Source organism: Phycisphaeraceae bacterium, from assembly GCA_040222855.1.
In the GTDB taxonomy this organism is placed as follows: Bacteria; Planctomycetota; Phycisphaerae; order Phycisphaerales; family Phycisphaeraceae; genus Mucisphaera.
The window spans coordinates 464,240-478,957 of record JAVKCD010000019.1; the positions used below are offsets into that span (position 1 = coordinate 464,240).

At 61.9% G+C, this 14,718-nt stretch carries 16 protein-coding genes; 9 read left to right on the forward strand and 7 right to left on the reverse strand.

The annotated features are described in order from the left end of the window. Nucleotides 1-138 precede the first annotated feature (138 nt). Nucleotides 139-1,065 (reverse strand): PEP-CTERM sorting domain-containing protein, encoded by a 927-nt coding sequence (locus tag RIG82_07235; protein ID MEQ9460726.1) that lies wholly within the window; start codon nucleotides 1,063-1,065, stop codon nucleotides 139-141. A 335-nt stretch (nucleotides 1,066-1,400) separates the two neighbouring features. On the opposite strand from RIG82_07235, the gene RIG82_07240 reads away from it, so the two are divergent. Beyond that, nucleotides 1,401-1,517, forward strand: a complete 117-nt coding sequence (locus RIG82_07240; protein ID MEQ9460727.1) for a GIY-YIG nuclease family protein — start codon at nucleotides 1,401-1,403, stop codon at nucleotides 1,515-1,517. Here the strand turns inward: RIG82_07240 and RIG82_07245 are convergent. Together RIG82_07245 and RIG82_07250 are read right to left on the reverse strand one after the other, a co-directional pair. Continuing rightward, complete coding sequence (locus tag RIG82_07245; GenBank protein MEQ9460728.1) at nucleotides 1,514-2,203, reverse strand: VIT family protein; 690 nt, start codon at nucleotides 2,201-2,203, stop codon at nucleotides 1,514-1,516. The two genes, RIG82_07240 and RIG82_07245, sit on opposite strands and share 4 nt — an antisense overlap. A 235-nt stretch (nucleotides 2,204-2,438) precedes the next feature. Beyond that, nucleotides 2,439-3,149: a hypothetical protein gene (locus tag RIG82_07250; protein ID MEQ9460729.1), complete on the reverse strand. Its 711-nt coding sequence runs from the start codon at nucleotides 3,147-3,149 to the stop codon at nucleotides 2,439-2,441. 171 nt (nucleotides 3,150-3,320) lie between these two features. Here RIG82_07250 and RIG82_07255 point away from each other — a divergent pair, with 171 nt between their 5' ends. After that, nucleotides 3,321-3,647, forward strand: coding sequence for a hypothetical protein (locus tag RIG82_07255; protein MEQ9460730.1), 327 nt, complete (start codon nucleotides 3,321-3,323; stop codon nucleotides 3,645-3,647). 10 nt (nucleotides 3,648-3,657) lie between these two features. Here the strand turns inward: RIG82_07255 and RIG82_07260 are convergent, their stop codons facing one another. Next, nucleotides 3,658-4,479: a DUF3800 domain-containing protein gene (locus RIG82_07260; protein ID MEQ9460731.1), complete on the reverse strand. Its 822-nt coding sequence runs from the start codon at nucleotides 4,477-4,479 to the stop codon at nucleotides 3,658-3,660. 219 nt (nucleotides 4,480-4,698) lie between these two features. Here RIG82_07260 and RIG82_07265 point away from each other — a divergent pair, with 219 nt between their 5' ends. The 7 genes from RIG82_07265 to RIG82_07295 all read left to right on the forward strand — a co-directional run bounded on the left by RIG82_07265 (nucleotide 4,699) and on the right by RIG82_07295 (nucleotide 12,209). Continuing rightward, nucleotides 4,699-5,454: a hypothetical protein gene (locus RIG82_07265; GenBank protein MEQ9460732.1), complete on the forward strand. Its 756-nt coding sequence runs from the start codon at nucleotides 4,699-4,701 to the stop codon at nucleotides 5,452-5,454. A 16-nt stretch (nucleotides 5,455-5,470) separates the two neighbouring features. Beyond that, on the forward strand, nucleotides 5,471-6,493 hold the full coding sequence (locus RIG82_07270) for a D-alanine--D-alanine ligase (GenBank protein ID MEQ9460733.1): 1,023 nt from the start codon (nucleotides 5,471-5,473) through the stop codon (nucleotides 6,491-6,493). Nucleotides 6,494-6,540: 47 nt separating this feature from the next. Next, entirely contained in the window at nucleotides 6,541-7,434 is an 894-nt protein-coding gene (locus RIG82_07275) for a hypothetical protein (protein MEQ9460734.1), read from the forward strand. Between the two features lie 41 nt (nucleotides 7,435-7,475). Then, nucleotides 7,476-8,117 carry a hypothetical protein gene (locus RIG82_07280; protein ID MEQ9460735.1) on the forward strand — a complete coding sequence of 214 codons (642 nt, stop codon included), beginning with the start codon at nucleotides 7,476-7,478 and terminating at the stop codon, nucleotides 8,115-8,117. Nucleotides 8,118-8,166: 49 nt separating this feature from the next. Continuing rightward, the gene (gene greA, locus RIG82_07285; protein MEQ9460736.1) at nucleotides 8,167-8,649 is read left to right on the forward strand and encodes a transcription elongation factor GreA; all 483 of its coding nucleotides are present in this window, start codon (nucleotides 8,167-8,169) and stop codon (nucleotides 8,647-8,649) included. A gap of 26 nt (nucleotides 8,650-8,675) precedes the next feature. Continuing rightward, the gene (locus tag RIG82_07290; GenBank protein MEQ9460737.1) at nucleotides 8,676-10,424 is read left to right on the forward strand and encodes a hypothetical protein; all 1,749 of its coding nucleotides are present in this window, start codon (nucleotides 8,676-8,678) and stop codon (nucleotides 10,422-10,424) included. An 81-nt stretch (nucleotides 10,425-10,505) separates the two neighbouring features. Next, the gene (locus tag RIG82_07295; GenBank protein ID MEQ9460738.1) at nucleotides 10,506-12,209 is read left to right on the forward strand and encodes a SpoIIE family protein phosphatase; all 1,704 of its coding nucleotides are present in this window, start codon (nucleotides 10,506-10,508) and stop codon (nucleotides 12,207-12,209) included. 7 nt (nucleotides 12,210-12,216) lie between these two features. Here the strand turns inward: RIG82_07295 and RIG82_07300 are convergent, their stop codons facing one another. The 3 genes from RIG82_07300 to RIG82_07310 are packed head-to-tail and all read right to left on the reverse strand — an operon-like array spanning nucleotide 12,217 to nucleotide 14,662. After that, on the reverse strand, nucleotides 12,217-12,504 hold the full coding sequence (locus RIG82_07300; GenBank protein MEQ9460739.1) for an acylphosphatase: 288 nt from the start codon (nucleotides 12,502-12,504) through the stop codon (nucleotides 12,217-12,219). Beyond that, nucleotides 12,501-13,856, reverse strand: coding sequence for a S41 family peptidase (locus RIG82_07305; protein MEQ9460740.1), 1,356 nt, complete (start codon nucleotides 13,854-13,856; stop codon nucleotides 12,501-12,503). The genes RIG82_07300 and RIG82_07305 overlap by 4 nt, the downstream gene beginning before the upstream one ends. A 59-nt stretch (nucleotides 13,857-13,915) precedes the next feature. Then, on the reverse strand, nucleotides 13,916-14,662 hold the full coding sequence (locus RIG82_07310) for a YebC/PmpR family DNA-binding transcriptional regulator (GenBank protein MEQ9460741.1): 747 nt from the start codon (nucleotides 14,660-14,662) through the stop codon (nucleotides 13,916-13,918). Nucleotides 14,663-14,718: the final 56 nt, after the last annotated feature.

The following is a 14,718-nucleotide window of genomic DNA, read 5'->3' on the forward strand; positions in this document are numbered from 1 at the left end:
TCTCACCGCCGAGAGCCGGTACGGGTTAACAACGTCGATTGGGGAGGGGTGGACCGCTGTTAACCGGGGGTATCGAGCGCAAAGTAAAGGCGGCCGACGGCAGTCGACCGCCTGTTGGATGTTCGTGACGAAGTGGCGCTATGCTCTGCGACGACGGATCAGCGATAGACCGCCGAAGCCCAGTAGGCACATTGTGGTCGGTTCGGGAACATACTGTTCGATGCCGTCGCTGTAGACCAGCGTGTAGTACTGGGCGTATTCCCAGTCGGGATCGATCTCGATGATCGGATCCAAGTAGCCGGACACGCTTGCCGAGCCCTGTCCTGTACCGCTCCAGTCGTTAATGAGTTTCATGTGAACCCCGCCCGCCAGTTGCATGTCGACCTTAATGTGCATGTCGGCGGGCAGTTCAAGTTTCCTATCGACTTCGAACGATGCCGGGTCAGAGCCGGAACCATTGTCGTTGTACCAATCGAAAGCTAACTCGCTCTGCCAAGCTTCACTCGCATACCAGCTGATTCTTATCGACCCGGTGACATAAGCCGTGCACTCGCCGTCGTGGGTGACAGTTGAATCGCCGTGAGCGCGGTAGCGGAATGGCACCGGAACATGCTCTGCGTCGGGGGGCAGCGGAGCGATTCCGACGGGCAGGACGTAGTAGATGATGCGGCCGGTCGCTCCTGTCTGGACGGGTTGGTATGAAAAATCCCGCTGATCCGTGGGCCCATAGCCGGACATACTGTGAGCAAGTTGGATCCGAGGCAGCGATCCGGCAATCGTCTCCGCGTAACCGCCGATGGTGTAGTTGTTGTCGTACCATGAGACGCTGTATCTTGAATGCGCCCATGAATGGCTGTAGTCAAGGCGATCCGGTTCCTCTGCATTGGGGGTCTCCCAGCCTACGCCCCCTCCGCCCCAAGCGGTTGTTCCGGAAGAGGCCCCCGCGTAATAATATGCCGGTACTATGACGAGGGCCTGCGAGGGCGAGGCGGCCAAGCCTGTAATCGTGGCGAAGGCAAGGAGGATGGCCGTGCGGGTCAATGGTGAACAGAATTGTCCGATCATGGCGAGTCTCTCTCCCGGGGATACAGGTACAGCGGGGAGCCCGCCTCCGGTATCGCCCGAGAACAGATTTTAGCACAATGTCCGAATCCAGAGAAGCAAAAAGAAGTATTGCTGCAAAGGTCTTACAGAAAGAGGGGGCAATCGAGCCTGCAATGGAAGTGGTGCGGCAGTTCGCGGCCTACATGGCGCGGACGCCGCAGGAAGTTGACCTGGCCCGTAAGGCTTAGCCGGTGTGATCTACGGTCGCGTGCTCGATACCCGTTAACCCCGCAACACACTGATTTGAAGTATGTTACGTTTCACCCACCGTTTGAAACTCGTTCGACTCCGGGAGTTTGAAGTGGGGTCACGGCCCACTCTGGATTTACTCCCTCCAAAACCACGCCAGCCGCTTCTACATCGGGCACACCGATGACCTTGAGCGCCGCCTGACCCAGCACAACGACGCCTAGGCCACCACGCCAAACAGCGCACCAATGCCCGCCGTCAACGCCATCGCCAACACCCCCCAGAAAGTGACACGAAACACCGCTCTCCCGATCGGAGCGCCCCCGGTTGATGCCGATAGACCGCCAAGCAGCGCTAAACACACCAAAGACGTCACGGAGACGATCAGCACAACCATGTTCGGCGGGCAGAGAAACGCCGCGAGCAAAGGCAACGCCGCCCCCAACGCAAACGTGCTTGCGGAGGTGAAGGCCGCCTGCACCGGTCGCGCTGACATGACGTCTGAGATACCCAACTCATCCCGAGCGTGAGCGCCCAAAGCGTCATGGGCCATCAGCTGCGTCGCAACCTGCCGAGCCAACAGCTCATCCAGCCCGCGCCGGACATAGATGGCGGCGAGTTCAGCAAGTTCCGATGGAGGATCAGCCTCAAGTTCCCTCCGCTCACGATTCAGGTCCGCCGTCTCGGTGTCGGCCTGAGAACTGACCGACACATATTCCCCTGCGGCCATCGACATCGCCCCGGCCACCAAACCCGCAACACCTGCCACCATCAAACTGCCTCGCGAAGCATCGGCCGCGGCAACACCAACCAACAGGCTCGCGGTCGAGACGATCCCGTCATTAGCGCCCAGCACCGCCGCCCGCAGCCAGCCAACCCGGCCGGTTCGATGCCTCTCCTTGTGAATCATGATGACCTCGCTGTCAAGAGGATGCTCACACAGCCCATACCAACCGTCAAGAACAGCATGCCTCCCAGAACCCGCACACGTGTTCAAACTTGCCCCGATCGGCTCCAAGGCCACGCCGATTCCGACCTGACTGAGCTAAATCAGCGACGAGGATCAACAACCCGCAAGACCAGATCGCCCCCGATCAACTCGAAGCAGACGAACAAGAGAAACACCCCCCCACCATCCACCCCGACTAAACCCTCCCCCCACCCCGCCGCCGCAACCCCAACAACCCCAGCCCCAACACCGCCACACCCGCCGGCTCCGGCACAATCTCAAAATCAGGCGACGTCATGTAAAGCACCTCATCAAAGAGCATGCTCCCCGTCCCCGTAGGCGTCGACCCGCTCCCATCACCCATCACCATAAAGCCCGTCGGCACCGACGACGCCACCGCAGGACCGTGATACAGCACCCGCGACTCATCCACCCGGTACGTCACCACCCCGTCCTTCATCAGAAACTCATAAACGTGCCACTCGGTCGGGTCCCACGCCATCGAACCCCCGCCCCCAGCCGTCCCCCAGCTCAACACGTCCGCATCCAACCCGAACCCCACATAAAAATCCTTGTCGTACAGATAAAGACTCCACTCCGTCGCACCCTCACCCAGCTTCGCCCGCACCCGCAGATAGTTCCCCTCCGACGAAGACCCCACCTGCCACGGCACGCTGAATCCACTCGCATGGTTCGCATTCCCAAACCAGATCCCCCGCGATGGACCCGTCGTCAGCGTCAGCACATCCCCATCCGATGACCAGCTCGTCCCCCCAAACACCACAAAACTAAACCCCTCCGGCGTCACCCCACCCGGCGACCCCGACCCGTCATAATCAATCACCACCCCCGACGCCGACACCCCACCCAACCCCATCAACAACACACCAGCAAGCAAACTCCGCACAGCAGCACTCCTTCTCCAAGAACGACCTAAAAACCTGTCATTCCAAAAGATACACCACACATCCCCACCCGCCAAACAACAACCCAGCTTCACACCAGCCGAACGGGATCCATCGCAGATTCGCGACGCGAGCAACAGACCCCCGAGTACCATCGCAGAGAGCACTCAACCATGATCCAGCCCAACCAACCCAACCTCATTACCGAAACCCAACCCGCCATCGAACGCGCCCACCAGCACACCCTCCAACAAGCCGCCTTCCACCACCTAATAATCCTCCGCTGGATCGACAGCCAGGTCGTCTGGGTCGAACCCGAAGAGCTAGATCCTAAACCTCACTACACTGATCCACCCTCAAGCACATTAAGCTGCGCCCCTATCCAGCGCGCGACACTCGCACACAACAAAGAAATACAAGTTCATCTTGACTCGATCTACAGCCGATATATGCTTTACACGGACAGGCATGTGCAGGAGTTTATTCAGGTCGCCTTATAGGTGGCAGCCCTCACGGGTGGGATCCTGAATCCTGAGGCCTGTCCTTTTTCTTGTCCACATCCTTTAGCCAAGCGAAATGTGCTTCGACGCACTCGGACACTTCACGCGGCCAGAGCTTCAAACCATAACCCGTGGCAACACCATCATGACGGTAGAGAACCGGCTGAAGCATCGTTGCGTACCGTGATTCGTTAAAGCCCTGTGGTGATAACTCACAGGCCATGTAGTACGACGAAGCAACCGCGTCCGCAATCTGAAGACCCATCAACGAGTCGTGAGTACGCGCCTCGATTTGATCAGGAGTAACTGAACTCCAATCAATCTGAACCCCAAACTCATTCGTTCGCTGCCGGAGTCGAATCAGATAATTGCGCAGTTCATCATAAGACATGCAACTGCGGTTCGAGAAAAACACCTTGGCAAAATCGTTACCATTTAGACGATGATCACGACATAACCAGGATACTCGCTCCAGCAGGTAACGCGTGGCATAGCGATAGAGCAAGTGAGCCTGCGCCCTGAACTTCTCAGGCTCACGAAGACTTGGTTTGTAGACCAGAACACTGATCGTGCGCAAACGACTACGAGCTATAAGATCCACATAGGGCAATCGATGCTCATGCTTAAGATTCCTGAAGTGAAGCGGAACACGCGGTTGCTTGCCTAAACGCTCTCGAACCTCGTCCACAAGCTTGACCGTGGCTAAGTCTGAAGCGACCCGGGTAACGACGGCCGACAGCACAAACCACCGAGAACTGCCCTTGCCGGGTTCATCAAACTTGAACCCTTCATCGCCTGACTCATCAATGTAGACATGAAAACCAACCGCCAAATGAACACCTCACTCATGACATAGGTTGAGCCAAGTATTGCAGAAGGTTAAATAAAAATAAGAGAATTTCAATTGCTGGCTGTCTCTGGACGAGAGGGACTAGACCCAACGATTGCAAACTCCCTCCATCTTAACCCCCCTCCCGCCCCCCAAATTCCCCGTGCTATACTGTCAGATTAAGGGTCCCCACACCCCGGCCCCACGCAAGGAGACCACATCATGGCAACCAGCTTCGGGGCACTCTCCACCGACTTCTACGTCAACCTCAAACTCGCCCTCAAAATGGACCTCCCACGCGAGCGCGAAACCGTCCTCCACTTCTTCGACCGCGTCCGCCGCGCCCGACCCTCCATGGACCGGTTCAAACGCTACGAAGGCGAACTCGCCCTCGAAGCCTCACGACGCGACTCCGAATACACCTGGCTCGCCCTCCGCAGAAACTCCATCCGCACTGGCCACGTCAACCCCACCACCCTCGAAGACGCCGCCTCCTACCACCGGATGATCCTCGAACTCGTCCCCCACCACCTCACCATCTCGCCCCTCGATATCGACTACACCGAACTCATGTTCGGCTTCGACCTCGAATGCCGCGACAACCACGATGAGATCATCTACGACGCCCTCTACGCCGACTCCCAGATGGGCAACCTCCTCAAATCAGCCAACGGCCGCGTCCTCGACGTCCAGCCCGTCTTCGGCATGTCCCTCAACGAACGTGGTGATGCCCAAGCCTACTTCGAGGTCAAATCACGACCCCGCTCCCGCAAAGGCTCCTCCCGAGCCTACCGCGGCGAACCCATCACCCTCTTCCTCACCGTCCGCCAGTACGGACCCGTCGAACGCATTGAAGACCTCCCCCCGGCCCTCGACAAACTCATGACCACCTGCGAAGCCCTCGCCACCGACAAACTCCTCCCCGACCTGCTCACACCCATCGCACGCATGATTTCCGCCCGCTCCGCAGGCTCCTGACCGATAGCAGTCAGGTATGACCACCCCCCCAACCCCGCCACCCGCAAACCCCCTGCTTGACCGCGCGCCGGCGGACACCACCCACCCCGTTATCGTCCTCGCCGGCGGGCCCGACCGCGAACGACCCGTCTCCCTCCAGTCCGGCCAACAGGTTACCCACGCCCTCACCACCGCCGGCTTTCACACCCTCCTCCGCGACGCCACCCCCGACAACCTCTCCGCCCTCGACGAAGCCGCCACCCTCAACGCCACCCTCTTCCCCGTCCTCCACGGACCCTGGGGCGAAGGCGGGCCCCTCCAACACGAACTCGAATCCCGAAACCTCACCTTCGTCGGCTCCGGCTCCGCCGCCGCCCGACTTGGCATGGACAAACTCGCCACCAAACAAGCCCTACGCGACGCCGGACTCCCCACCCCCGACTTCCAACCCCTCACCCCCGGCGACCCCCTCACCCTCGAACCACCACTCGTCCTCAAACCCCTCGCCGAAGGCTCCTCCTTCGGCGTCAGCATCTGCCACGACCGCGCCGCCATCGAATCCGCCCGCGACAAGCTCCACCCCGAGTTCGGTTCACTCCTCGCCGAGCGCTTCATCGCCGGCAAAGAGATCACCGCCGGCGTGCTCAGCCGTGCGCACAAAGCACACGCGTTACCCCTCATCTGGATACGTTTGATTGCAGAGTTCTACGACTTTGAGGCCAAATACGAGCGCGAAGACACACAATACGACCTCGATCCGCTACCCCCAAAACAGGCCGATGACCTCCAGAAACTCGCCATACAAACCCATCAACTCATCGGCGCTCAACACCTCAGCCGCGTCGATTTCATCCTCTCCGAAGAAGGCCCCCAGATCCTCGAAATCAATACCCTGCCAGGGTTTACATCGCATTCCCTGCTCCCCAAAGCCGCCGCCCACGCCGGCCTGAGCTTCCCCGAACTCGCCGCCTGGCTCGTCGCCGCAGCCCAAAACGACGCCCGCAACCCCCCTAATATTCCCTGCACCCCACCCGCCCTGTGCGCCGATCCTAGACCCTAGAAAACCCAACCGAACCCCCCCGGACACCGGAGACGTAAGTACATCCTATGTGGCCATTTAGCTCCAAAACCAAACCCAAGTCCCGCGCCCGCGCCAAGACCACCAAACCCCCCGCCTGGGACACCCAACGCACCGCCCGCGGCCTCAAAGTCGTCGGCGGAGCCGCCCTCCTCCTCGCCATCGTCTTCGGCTGGGACCCCGCAGAACGCGCCCTAAATACTTATCTCACCGAACGTTCCGCCCTCGCGACCGACGCCGCCAACGTCGTCCTCATCGACCAGCCCGACTGGATGAGCGAGGTCGTCGCCAACGAACTCCGCCGTCTCGTCGCCGAACGCCTCACCCCCGACCGCCTCGACCAGCAAGGCGTCGCCATCGCCGCCGAGGCCATCGCCGTTAACGCCTGGATCGAAAACGTCTTACGGCTACGCCGCCTCACCGATGGCGGGGCCGAAGTCCACGCCACCTACCGCCAGCCCGTCGCCGTCCTCCAAGGCCGCGACGGCTTCTTCCTCGTCGATAACAACGGCATCCGCCTCCCAGGCGTCTACACCCAGGCCCAGGCCACCCGGATCCCCCTCCCGCTCATCACCGGCGTCAATCGCCCAACCCCCGTACCAGGCAAGACTTGGAACGCCGACGAAGTCGAGGCCGGCATCCGTCTGGCCATGCTGGTCCAAGCCGAAACCTACGCCGACCAGGTCATCGCCTTCGACGTCAGCCAACGCGACCGCCAGGGCCGCGTCCGCCTGGTCATGCACACCGCCAAGGGCCAGGTCCGCTGGGGACTCCCACCAGGCGAAGAGCGAGCCATCGAACACCCCGCCGACGTGAAGCTCGGCTGGCTCCGTGAGGTCGCCAGCGAGCGCGGAACCATCGACGCGGGCGGGGCCATCGTCGACCTCTACACCCCCGCCATCCAGGTCAGCAAGATGCCCTAACCTTAGGCTGGAGCGCCTCTTGCAGGCGCGGGAGCGTGCTCATGCGCTGGGTCATCTTCTGGTCCTCCCTCTGGCTTCTCGGCTGCTGGGGCGTCGTCGGCGCCACCCTCGGCTGGGTCGGCACAGGTGCCCGCGTCATGGCCGTCATGACCGCCGCCGCCATCCTCCTGCTCTGGCCCATCGCCCGCCTGAGCTGGATACCACCCCTTGATGAGCATCGTTTCTCCAGCGATACCCACCTGCGTCCCGCTTTCGAGGCATGCGCCCTGATTGTTCTGATTCAGTTCGTCCTCTGGCCGCTCGGATTGCTGGGCAACTGGCCGCCGGCGGCCAACGCCATGGTCACCGCAGTGCTGCTGGGCTGGGCACTCTTCGCCGCGGCGCTGCTCCGGCTCGGCCAGCGAGGGGGCGGGATGCGCCGATCCGGCCTCGCGGCGCTGCTGTGCGCGGTCGTGCTGGTGCTTCCTGTCGCGCATGGCTTGATCGCGGCTCCGTGGGCAGAGCGCGTGGCTGAACTCGCTGCCCTGCCCGCGATCTGGGGTCTGCTCAAAGCGGACGCCGTGTGGTCAACCTCCACCATCACCGCAGGGTGGTCAGCGGCGCTGGGGGGATGGGCCATCGTGGTGGTTCTGGGTGTTGTGGATTGGGCGGGAAAACCACGCGAAAAAGTCGGAGCGGGTTAGGGTTCTGCTAGAATGCGGGGTTGACGAACGAACAAACCACAAGGGCTCGATGCAACAAGGGACGGCTATGGATTTCATCACCGCAGAAGACAAGACCAAGATCGAAGCCCGGCTCAGGGAGCTCAAGGAGCGCCGCGTCGTGCTGACCGAGCGGATCGCCGAGGCACGGGCGCAGGGCGATCTGAAGGAGAACGCCGAGTACCACGCCGCCAAGGACGAGCAGGGGATGGAGGAGGCGGAGATCCGTCGACTCGAGGTGCGGCTCAAGACCGCCAGCGTCGCGGAGGACGTCGATGTCCCCGATGACATGGTCTTTCTCGGTGCCAAAGTCCGTCTCAAGGACCTCGACGATGAGACCGAGGACGTATACAAGCTGGTCGGTGAATCGAGCGGGTCGTTTGATGTCGAAGAGATCGAGGTGACCGTGAGCAGCCCGATGGGGGAGTCGCTGCTGAAGTCCCGGGTTGGTGAGACGGTGCGGGTGGATTTACCTCGGGGGATCAAGCGATTCGAGATCCTGGAGCTTCTGTAGTTCGTAGGACACCAAGGAGATTCGTGATGCATCGTTCAATCCTGATCGCGGCGTGGCTGTTGATGGCAGGCGGAGCGGCGGAGGCTCAGCAGCGCGTCGGTGGCGACGGGCGTGCGCTCGACGCGTCGCTGCAGGTCGGCTCGTCCGGGACCAACCGGCTCGAGGGGCAGGTCGATTACAGCGCCCGCAACAACGTCATCACGGGGAACGTGACGGACTTCAGCGGGTTTAGAGGGGTCATCAACTACTCGGCGGCGGGTGAGTTCGGGGACAGCCTCGGGAGCAACAGCCTGTTTCGTTTCCGCGCGGACAGCTTTAACTCAGGTCTGGGGAACACGAACACGTCGCTGGTGCCGAACCAGGCGTTGGGTGTGACGCCTTCGGTCGCGCGCGATTTCTCGGCGGCGCAGCAGCTTCAGGGGATCCCGCAGGCGGGCAACCGTTCAACGCGCATCATTCCTGAGGGCGGTGACTACCGGTTGTACGGCGTGACGAACGCGCCGGGGGCCGGGGTTCGTCTGGACGATGCGGCGTTTGAGGCTGATGGGTCTTCGATCGCGCGGTTTCAGGATCAGGCGGGTCGGGCGCTGGAGATTCGCGTGTCGCCTTTGACGGGCGTGCGGAGTCTGCGCTCGGGCGACGGTCTTAGTGGTGCAGCGGCGTTGCCCGAGGCTGAGCCGGGGTCAAGGCCGCTGCTGGGGAGCAGCAGCGTGTCGCCTGGCACGGATGTCGGCAGTTCGGTACTCCGGCGAGCGGATGAGCGTCTGTCGTCACAGCGTATCGGCGGGTCGTCGCTGATCATCGGGCAGCAGTTGAACATGTCGGTGTCCGGTGCGTCGCCGCTTGGGCTGGACGACAGAACGCTGGCGGATGTGGTGAAGTCGCTGGAGTCGAAAATTTTTGATCAGCAGGTGACACGGCAGTATGCGCCAGGTGAAGACGTTTACGCAGATATCCTCCGGCGGGGGAATGAGACCGTGGATGCGCCAGCGGCGAGGATTTCTAATCAGTTGCTTTATCCGGATGGCACGGAGTTGGCCCCTGAGTTGAAGGGTGCGGTCCAGGCCCCTTCGCTGGATCGTGTGGAAGCGGCGGAGGCGGAGCGGAACCGGGCGATGGGACTGGGGCAGGACCCGTTGCTGGGTACTGATCTGCCGACGGATCAGCCGCTGCGGGACGGGACGCCACAGGAGACAGTTGATCCTGAAGATGTCGATGAGCTTGAGCAGTTGGTGAGGCGGCTGGCGATCCCGACGCAGCGGCTGGACACGCTGGTGAGCGATCGTGAGGATCGTTTCAACCAGATCATGGACGAGGCTCAGGCGCAGCTGGGTAGCGGGGATTACTTTGCAGCGGAGCGCGGGTATCGGCGTGCGTTGACCCAGTTGCCGGGCCATCCGATGGCTCGTGTGGGGTTGATTCATGCGCAGATGGCGGCGGGGATGATTCGGTCGGCTTCGGCGAACCTGCGGAGCTTGTTTAGTGATCATCCGGAGTTGCTGACGGTGCGTTACGGCGGACGGGTGCTCCCGCCAGCGGATCGTGTGAACTGGATCCAATCGGAGTTGCAGCGGTCGATCAATGTGACGGCGGATCAGAGTCAGCCGGGTTTGCTGCTGGCTTATCTGGGTTTCCAGCTCGAGTCGCGGCAGTTGGTTCGGTATGGGCTGGCGATCGCGGGAGGGGCGTCGCCTGGGGACCCGTTGATCCCATTGTTGCAGCGCTTGTGGCTGCCTGAGCTGGACGAGCCGGTGCCGTCGATCAGCGTGGAATGAGGCGAGCGTTGCGAATCTTATCGTGCGGGGCGGACTCCGCAGAAGACGCTGGGCTGGTTGTCGTGAGCAGGAGACGGTGGCTTGGATAACCCGAGCGAGCCACGCCTGGCGTCTGATTCGGGCTCTGTGACGACGCACTCCGGTCAGGATCGCGTGGTCCGGAGCGATACGCTGTTGGCTTATTTTGACCAGGAGATGCTCCAGCAACTGCAGGACACCATGACCGCTGCGCTGGGCTTGTCGGCGCGGTTCTCAGACGGTAGTGGCAAGGCGTTGACCGAGCCGACGGACCCGGCGAAGCGGGCGTTGTCGGATGCGATGCTCGGTGAGTTGCTGACGGGTGACGGTGAGTCGGATGGGATGTTTCGGGCCGGGATCGTGGTGCAGGGCCAGAAGCTGGGGTCGGTTGAGCTGAACGCTGGCACGATGCTGGACAGTGATGGTCGGGTGACGACGGCGCGGCCGGATGCGCGGCGGCTGGCGATCGGGATCGAGCTGATGCACCTGATCGCGAACAGTCTCACTCGCTTGTGTGAGCAGGAGATTCAGTCGCGTCAGCGTGTCGAGGAGTTGGCGGTTCTGTATCGGGTGAGTTCGACGCTCTCGGGTCAGCGTGATCTTCGGTTGGTGCTTGATCTGGCGGCGCGATCGGTCGCCGAGGCGATGGGGGCGCGGGCGGTGAGTATCCGGTTGCTGGGTGAGGACGGCGAGTCGCTGGAGACGCGATCGAGCTACCGGTTGTCGCCTCGGTATCTGGACAAGGGGGCGCTGAGCGCGGAGACGAGCTCGATTTTTTCTCAGGCGTTGAAGGGCGGTCCTGTTTATGTCGCGGATATGGGCAGCGATCCTCGGGTGATGTATCCGGAGGAGGCGCGGGTTGAGGGGCTGGTGTCGATGCTGTGTGTGGGGATGGCTTTTCAGGGCAAGCCGATCGGGACGATCCAGGTTTTTACCGGGCGCAAGCGTCGGTTCACGGAGTTTGAGAGTGACTTGGTGGTGGCGCTGGCGCAGCTGCTGGGTTCGGCGATTGAGAACGTCCGGCTTGATGAGGAGCGGCGGCAGAAGGAGAAGATTCTTCACCAGCTTCATCTGGCGGCGAGTGTTCAGCGGCGGATGCTGCCGCAGCGGAGCCCGGATGTTGCGCGGTTGGATATTGGTGCGCGGTATGTACCGAGCTTTGAGCTGGCGGGAGATTTTTACGACTTTATCCGTCTCGACGGTCACCTTGGGATCGCGATTGGTGATGTGGTCGGCAAGGGGGTAGCGGCGAGTCTGTTGATGGCGAGCGTACGGGCGTCGCTTCGGGCTTATGCTCAGGATGTTTATGACATCGATGAGATCATGTCGCGGGTGAATCGGGCGTTGACTCGGGACACGCTGGACAGTGAGTTTGCGACGCTGTTCTACGGTGTGATCAACCCGGAATCGCTGCGGCTGACGTACTGCAACGCGGGTCACGAGCCGCCGCTGCTGCGGCGCAAGGGGAGGTTGCACAAGCTGGAGACCGGCGGTCTGGTGGTGGGAATTGAGCGGGAGGCGCACTACGACCGGGGTCTGTGGGACCTGGAGTCGGGGGATGTGCTGGTGATGGTGACTGATGGGGTGACGGAGGCGCGGTCGTTTGATGGCGAGCAGTTTGGTCGATCGCGGTTGCAGGCTGCTGTGATGGCGGCGGAGGGGTCATCGGAGCAGATTCTGAATCACATCCTGTGGGAAGTCCGGCGGTTTACGGGGATTCGTCGGGCGAATGACGATACGACTTTGGTGGTGGTTCGGGTCCTCTGACTGCGGGTCAGGTGAGGATTTCGAAGCGTTGTTCGAGGGGTTCGTCGATGAGGGGGATGTCGCTTTGGTTGGTGTGTTGGATGTTGGGGGTCATGTCGTGTGCCAGGCGATCGCGGAACGCATCGAGGTCGGATGGCGAGCCCTGAGCTTCGAGTTGAACGGTGCCATCGGGCAGGTTGCGGACGAATCCGGTGATGGGGAAGGCCTGGGCGAGTCGAGCGGCGGTGAAGCGGAAGCCGACGCCTTGGACGTCGCCAGCGTAGATCACGCGGATGCGTTTCGGGGTAGGGGTCATGGCTGTGATTTGAGGTATTTGGCGGCGGCTTCGATGACAACATCGGGGGTGAGGAGTCCGGGTTGTTCCCAGGGGACGCGGATGTCGGGTTCGACGCCCATGCCCTGTATTTCGCGGCCTTGGGGGGTGTAGGCTTTCCAACTGGGGACGTGGAGGATGACGCTGTTGGCGAGGTCGTGTGGCACGGGGTTGCTGGACGCTCCACGGGAGTTTTCGCCGACGATGGTGGCGCGGGGGGCGGTTTTCATCATGAGCAGGAAGGACTCGGATGCTCCCATGGCGGCTGGGCCGGAGAGGATGATGACTTGGCCGGGGTAGCGAGGTCTGGCGAGGTTGGGGGCGACGATGCGGGCGAGGGGTTCGGTGAATCCGCCGGGGAGTCCGGGGTCGCGGAAGCGGTAGCGGCCGTAGACAGCTGGCTGGTCCATGAAGCAGCCGGCAAACTGCGCGGCGATGCGTTCTGATCCGCCTGTGTTGAGGCGGAGGTCGATGACGATGGCGGGCTCGTCGATGTTTCTGCCGATGTACTCGAAGAGGGGTTCGTAGGCGTCTTCAGCGGTGGCGGCCCAGGTGTTGATGGCGACGTAGGGGAGCTGTTCTCTGAGCCTAGCGAAGACGAGGTGAGGGGCGGGTTGCTCCCAGGTGATGGCGGAGGCTCGGATCCAGGCGAGGTCGATGTTGGGTGTGGCCAGGGGTGGTGCTGTGTGGTAGGTCTCGCCATCGACTTCGAGAAAGAGTTGCGGGTCGTTCGCGGGTTCGAGGGCGTGGGCGAGGATCATGGCGAAGCGTTCGGGGCGGTGTTCGCGTTCGAGGCTGCTGGCGAAGCCATCGAGGTGTCGGTTCCAGTTCATGCCGGAGCGACCGATGTGGCTATAGCGGAGGCTCATGAGTTCGCGGGCGAGATCGACGGCGGCTCGTTGTTGAGCGGGGGTGTAGGTGCGCGTGGTGGTTTGGGTGTCGTCGATGCTGCGCGCGGTCTGGAAGTCGAGTTGGAAGGGTTCAGCGGGTTCGCCGTTGCGGTTCTGGAAGTTGAGGGAGGTGTCGCTGTTGAAGCGGAGTTTGTAGTGTTTGTCGGGTTCGAGTCGGATGGTGATGCAGACGGTTTGGGGGTCGATCCAGAGGGCCCTGCTGCTGCGGAGGGGGTTGTCGCTGGCGCTGACGTCGCCGAGTTCGGTTTGGGCCATGGGCTGGTCGAACTCGATGCGGATGATCTGGAGTTCGGGATCGACATCGCGGGCGTCGTTGGGCGGGTCGGTCTGGATGATCTGCGGGGGGTAGCCGAGGGAGACAGCGGCCACCAGCAGGCTCAGGCCAGCGGAGAGCGTCAGACTTGGAGCTCCACGGAACGGCATATGAGTCCCTTGAGGGTGTTTGAGCCGGTGCCCAGTTTATCCCCAGTGCCTAGGCGGGCCTAGTCTAAAGTTGCGAGTTCTTCTTCGGGGATGTCGAAGTTGGCGTAGACCTTCTGGACGTCATCGTGGTCTTCGAGGGCTTCCATGAGGTTGAGGACTTTCTGGGCGTCCTTGCCGGTGCAGGTGACGGTGGTGTCGGGGATCATGGTGAGCTGGGCGGATTCGGGTTGGATCCCTGCGGTTTCGAGGGCTTCACGGACGGGGATGAAGTCGGTGGGTTCGCAGGTGATGAGGAAGCTCTCCTCTTCAGTGGCGACGTCTTCGGCGCCGGCTTCGAGGGCGATCTCCATGAGGGCGTCTTCGGATGCGGCTGTTTTGGGCAGGTAGATCTGTCCTTTGTTCTGGAAGACGTAGGCGACGCAGCCGGAGGAGCCGAGGTTCCCGCCTCCTTTTTCGAAGATTTTCCGGAGTTCGGGGACGGTGCGGTTTTTGTTGTCGGTGAGGCATTCGAGCATGACGGCGACGCCATTGGGCCCGTAGCCCTCGTAGAGGACGGACTCGTAGTTGTCGCCATCGAGGTTACCGCTGCCTTTTTTGATCGCGTTGGCGATCGTGTCCTTGGGCATGTTCTCGGCTTTGGCTTCGTCAATCGCGTAGCGGAGGGCGAGGTTCATGGCGGGGTCGCCCCCGCCGTTGCGGGCGGCAACGATGATGGCACGGGAGCACTTACTCCAGACCTTGGAACGCTTGGCGTCCTGGCGCCCTTTGCGGTGTCTGATGTTGGCCCATTTGCTATGGCCTGCCATGGCGGCGATCTCCATCTGGGGTGATTGAAGGCTGGATTCTAGCGATTCGAGGTCGG

What these genes read in the sequence shown, in the direction of transcription:
- RIG82_07290 (MEQ9460737.1), top strand. Translation starts at nt 8,676, where the DNA reads ATGCATCGTTCAATCCTGATCGCGGCGTGGCTGTTGATGGCAGGCGGA.
- RIG82_07310 (MEQ9460741.1), bottom strand. Translation starts at nt 14,662, where the DNA reads ATGGCAGGCCATAGCAAATGGGCCAACATCAGACACCGCAAAGGGCGC.
- RIG82_07265 (MEQ9460732.1), top strand. Translation starts at nt 4,699, where the DNA reads ATGGCAACCAGCTTCGGGGCACTCTCCACCGACTTCTACGTCAACCTC.
- RIG82_07245 (MEQ9460728.1), bottom strand. Translation starts at nt 2,203, where the DNA reads ATGATTCACAAGGAGAGGCATCGAACCGGCCGGGTTGGCTGGCTGCGG.
- greA (MEQ9460736.1), top strand. Translation starts at nt 8,167, where the DNA reads ATGCAACAAGGGACGGCTATGGATTTCATCACCGCAGAAGACAAGACC.
- RIG82_07275 (MEQ9460734.1), top strand. Translation starts at nt 6,541, where the DNA reads ATGTGGCCATTTAGCTCCAAAACCAAACCCAAGTCCCGCGCCCGCGCC.
- RIG82_07255 (MEQ9460730.1), top strand. Translation starts at nt 3,321, where the DNA reads ATGATCCAGCCCAACCAACCCAACCTCATTACCGAAACCCAACCCGCC.
- RIG82_07300 (MEQ9460739.1), bottom strand. Translation starts at nt 12,504, where the DNA reads ATGACCCCTACCCCGAAACGCATCCGCGTGATCTACGCTGGCGACGTC.
- RIG82_07270 (MEQ9460733.1), top strand. Translation starts at nt 5,471, where the DNA reads ATGACCACCCCCCCAACCCCGCCACCCGCAAACCCCCTGCTTGACCGC.
- RIG82_07235 (MEQ9460726.1), bottom strand. Translation starts at nt 1,065, where the DNA reads ATGATCGGACAATTCTGTTCACCATTGACCCGCACGGCCATCCTCCTT.
- RIG82_07280 (MEQ9460735.1), top strand. Translation starts at nt 7,476, where the DNA reads ATGCGCTGGGTCATCTTCTGGTCCTCCCTCTGGCTTCTCGGCTGCTGG.
- RIG82_07305 (MEQ9460740.1), bottom strand. Translation starts at nt 13,856, where the DNA reads ATGCCGTTCCGTGGAGCTCCAAGTCTGACGCTCTCCGCTGGCCTGAGC.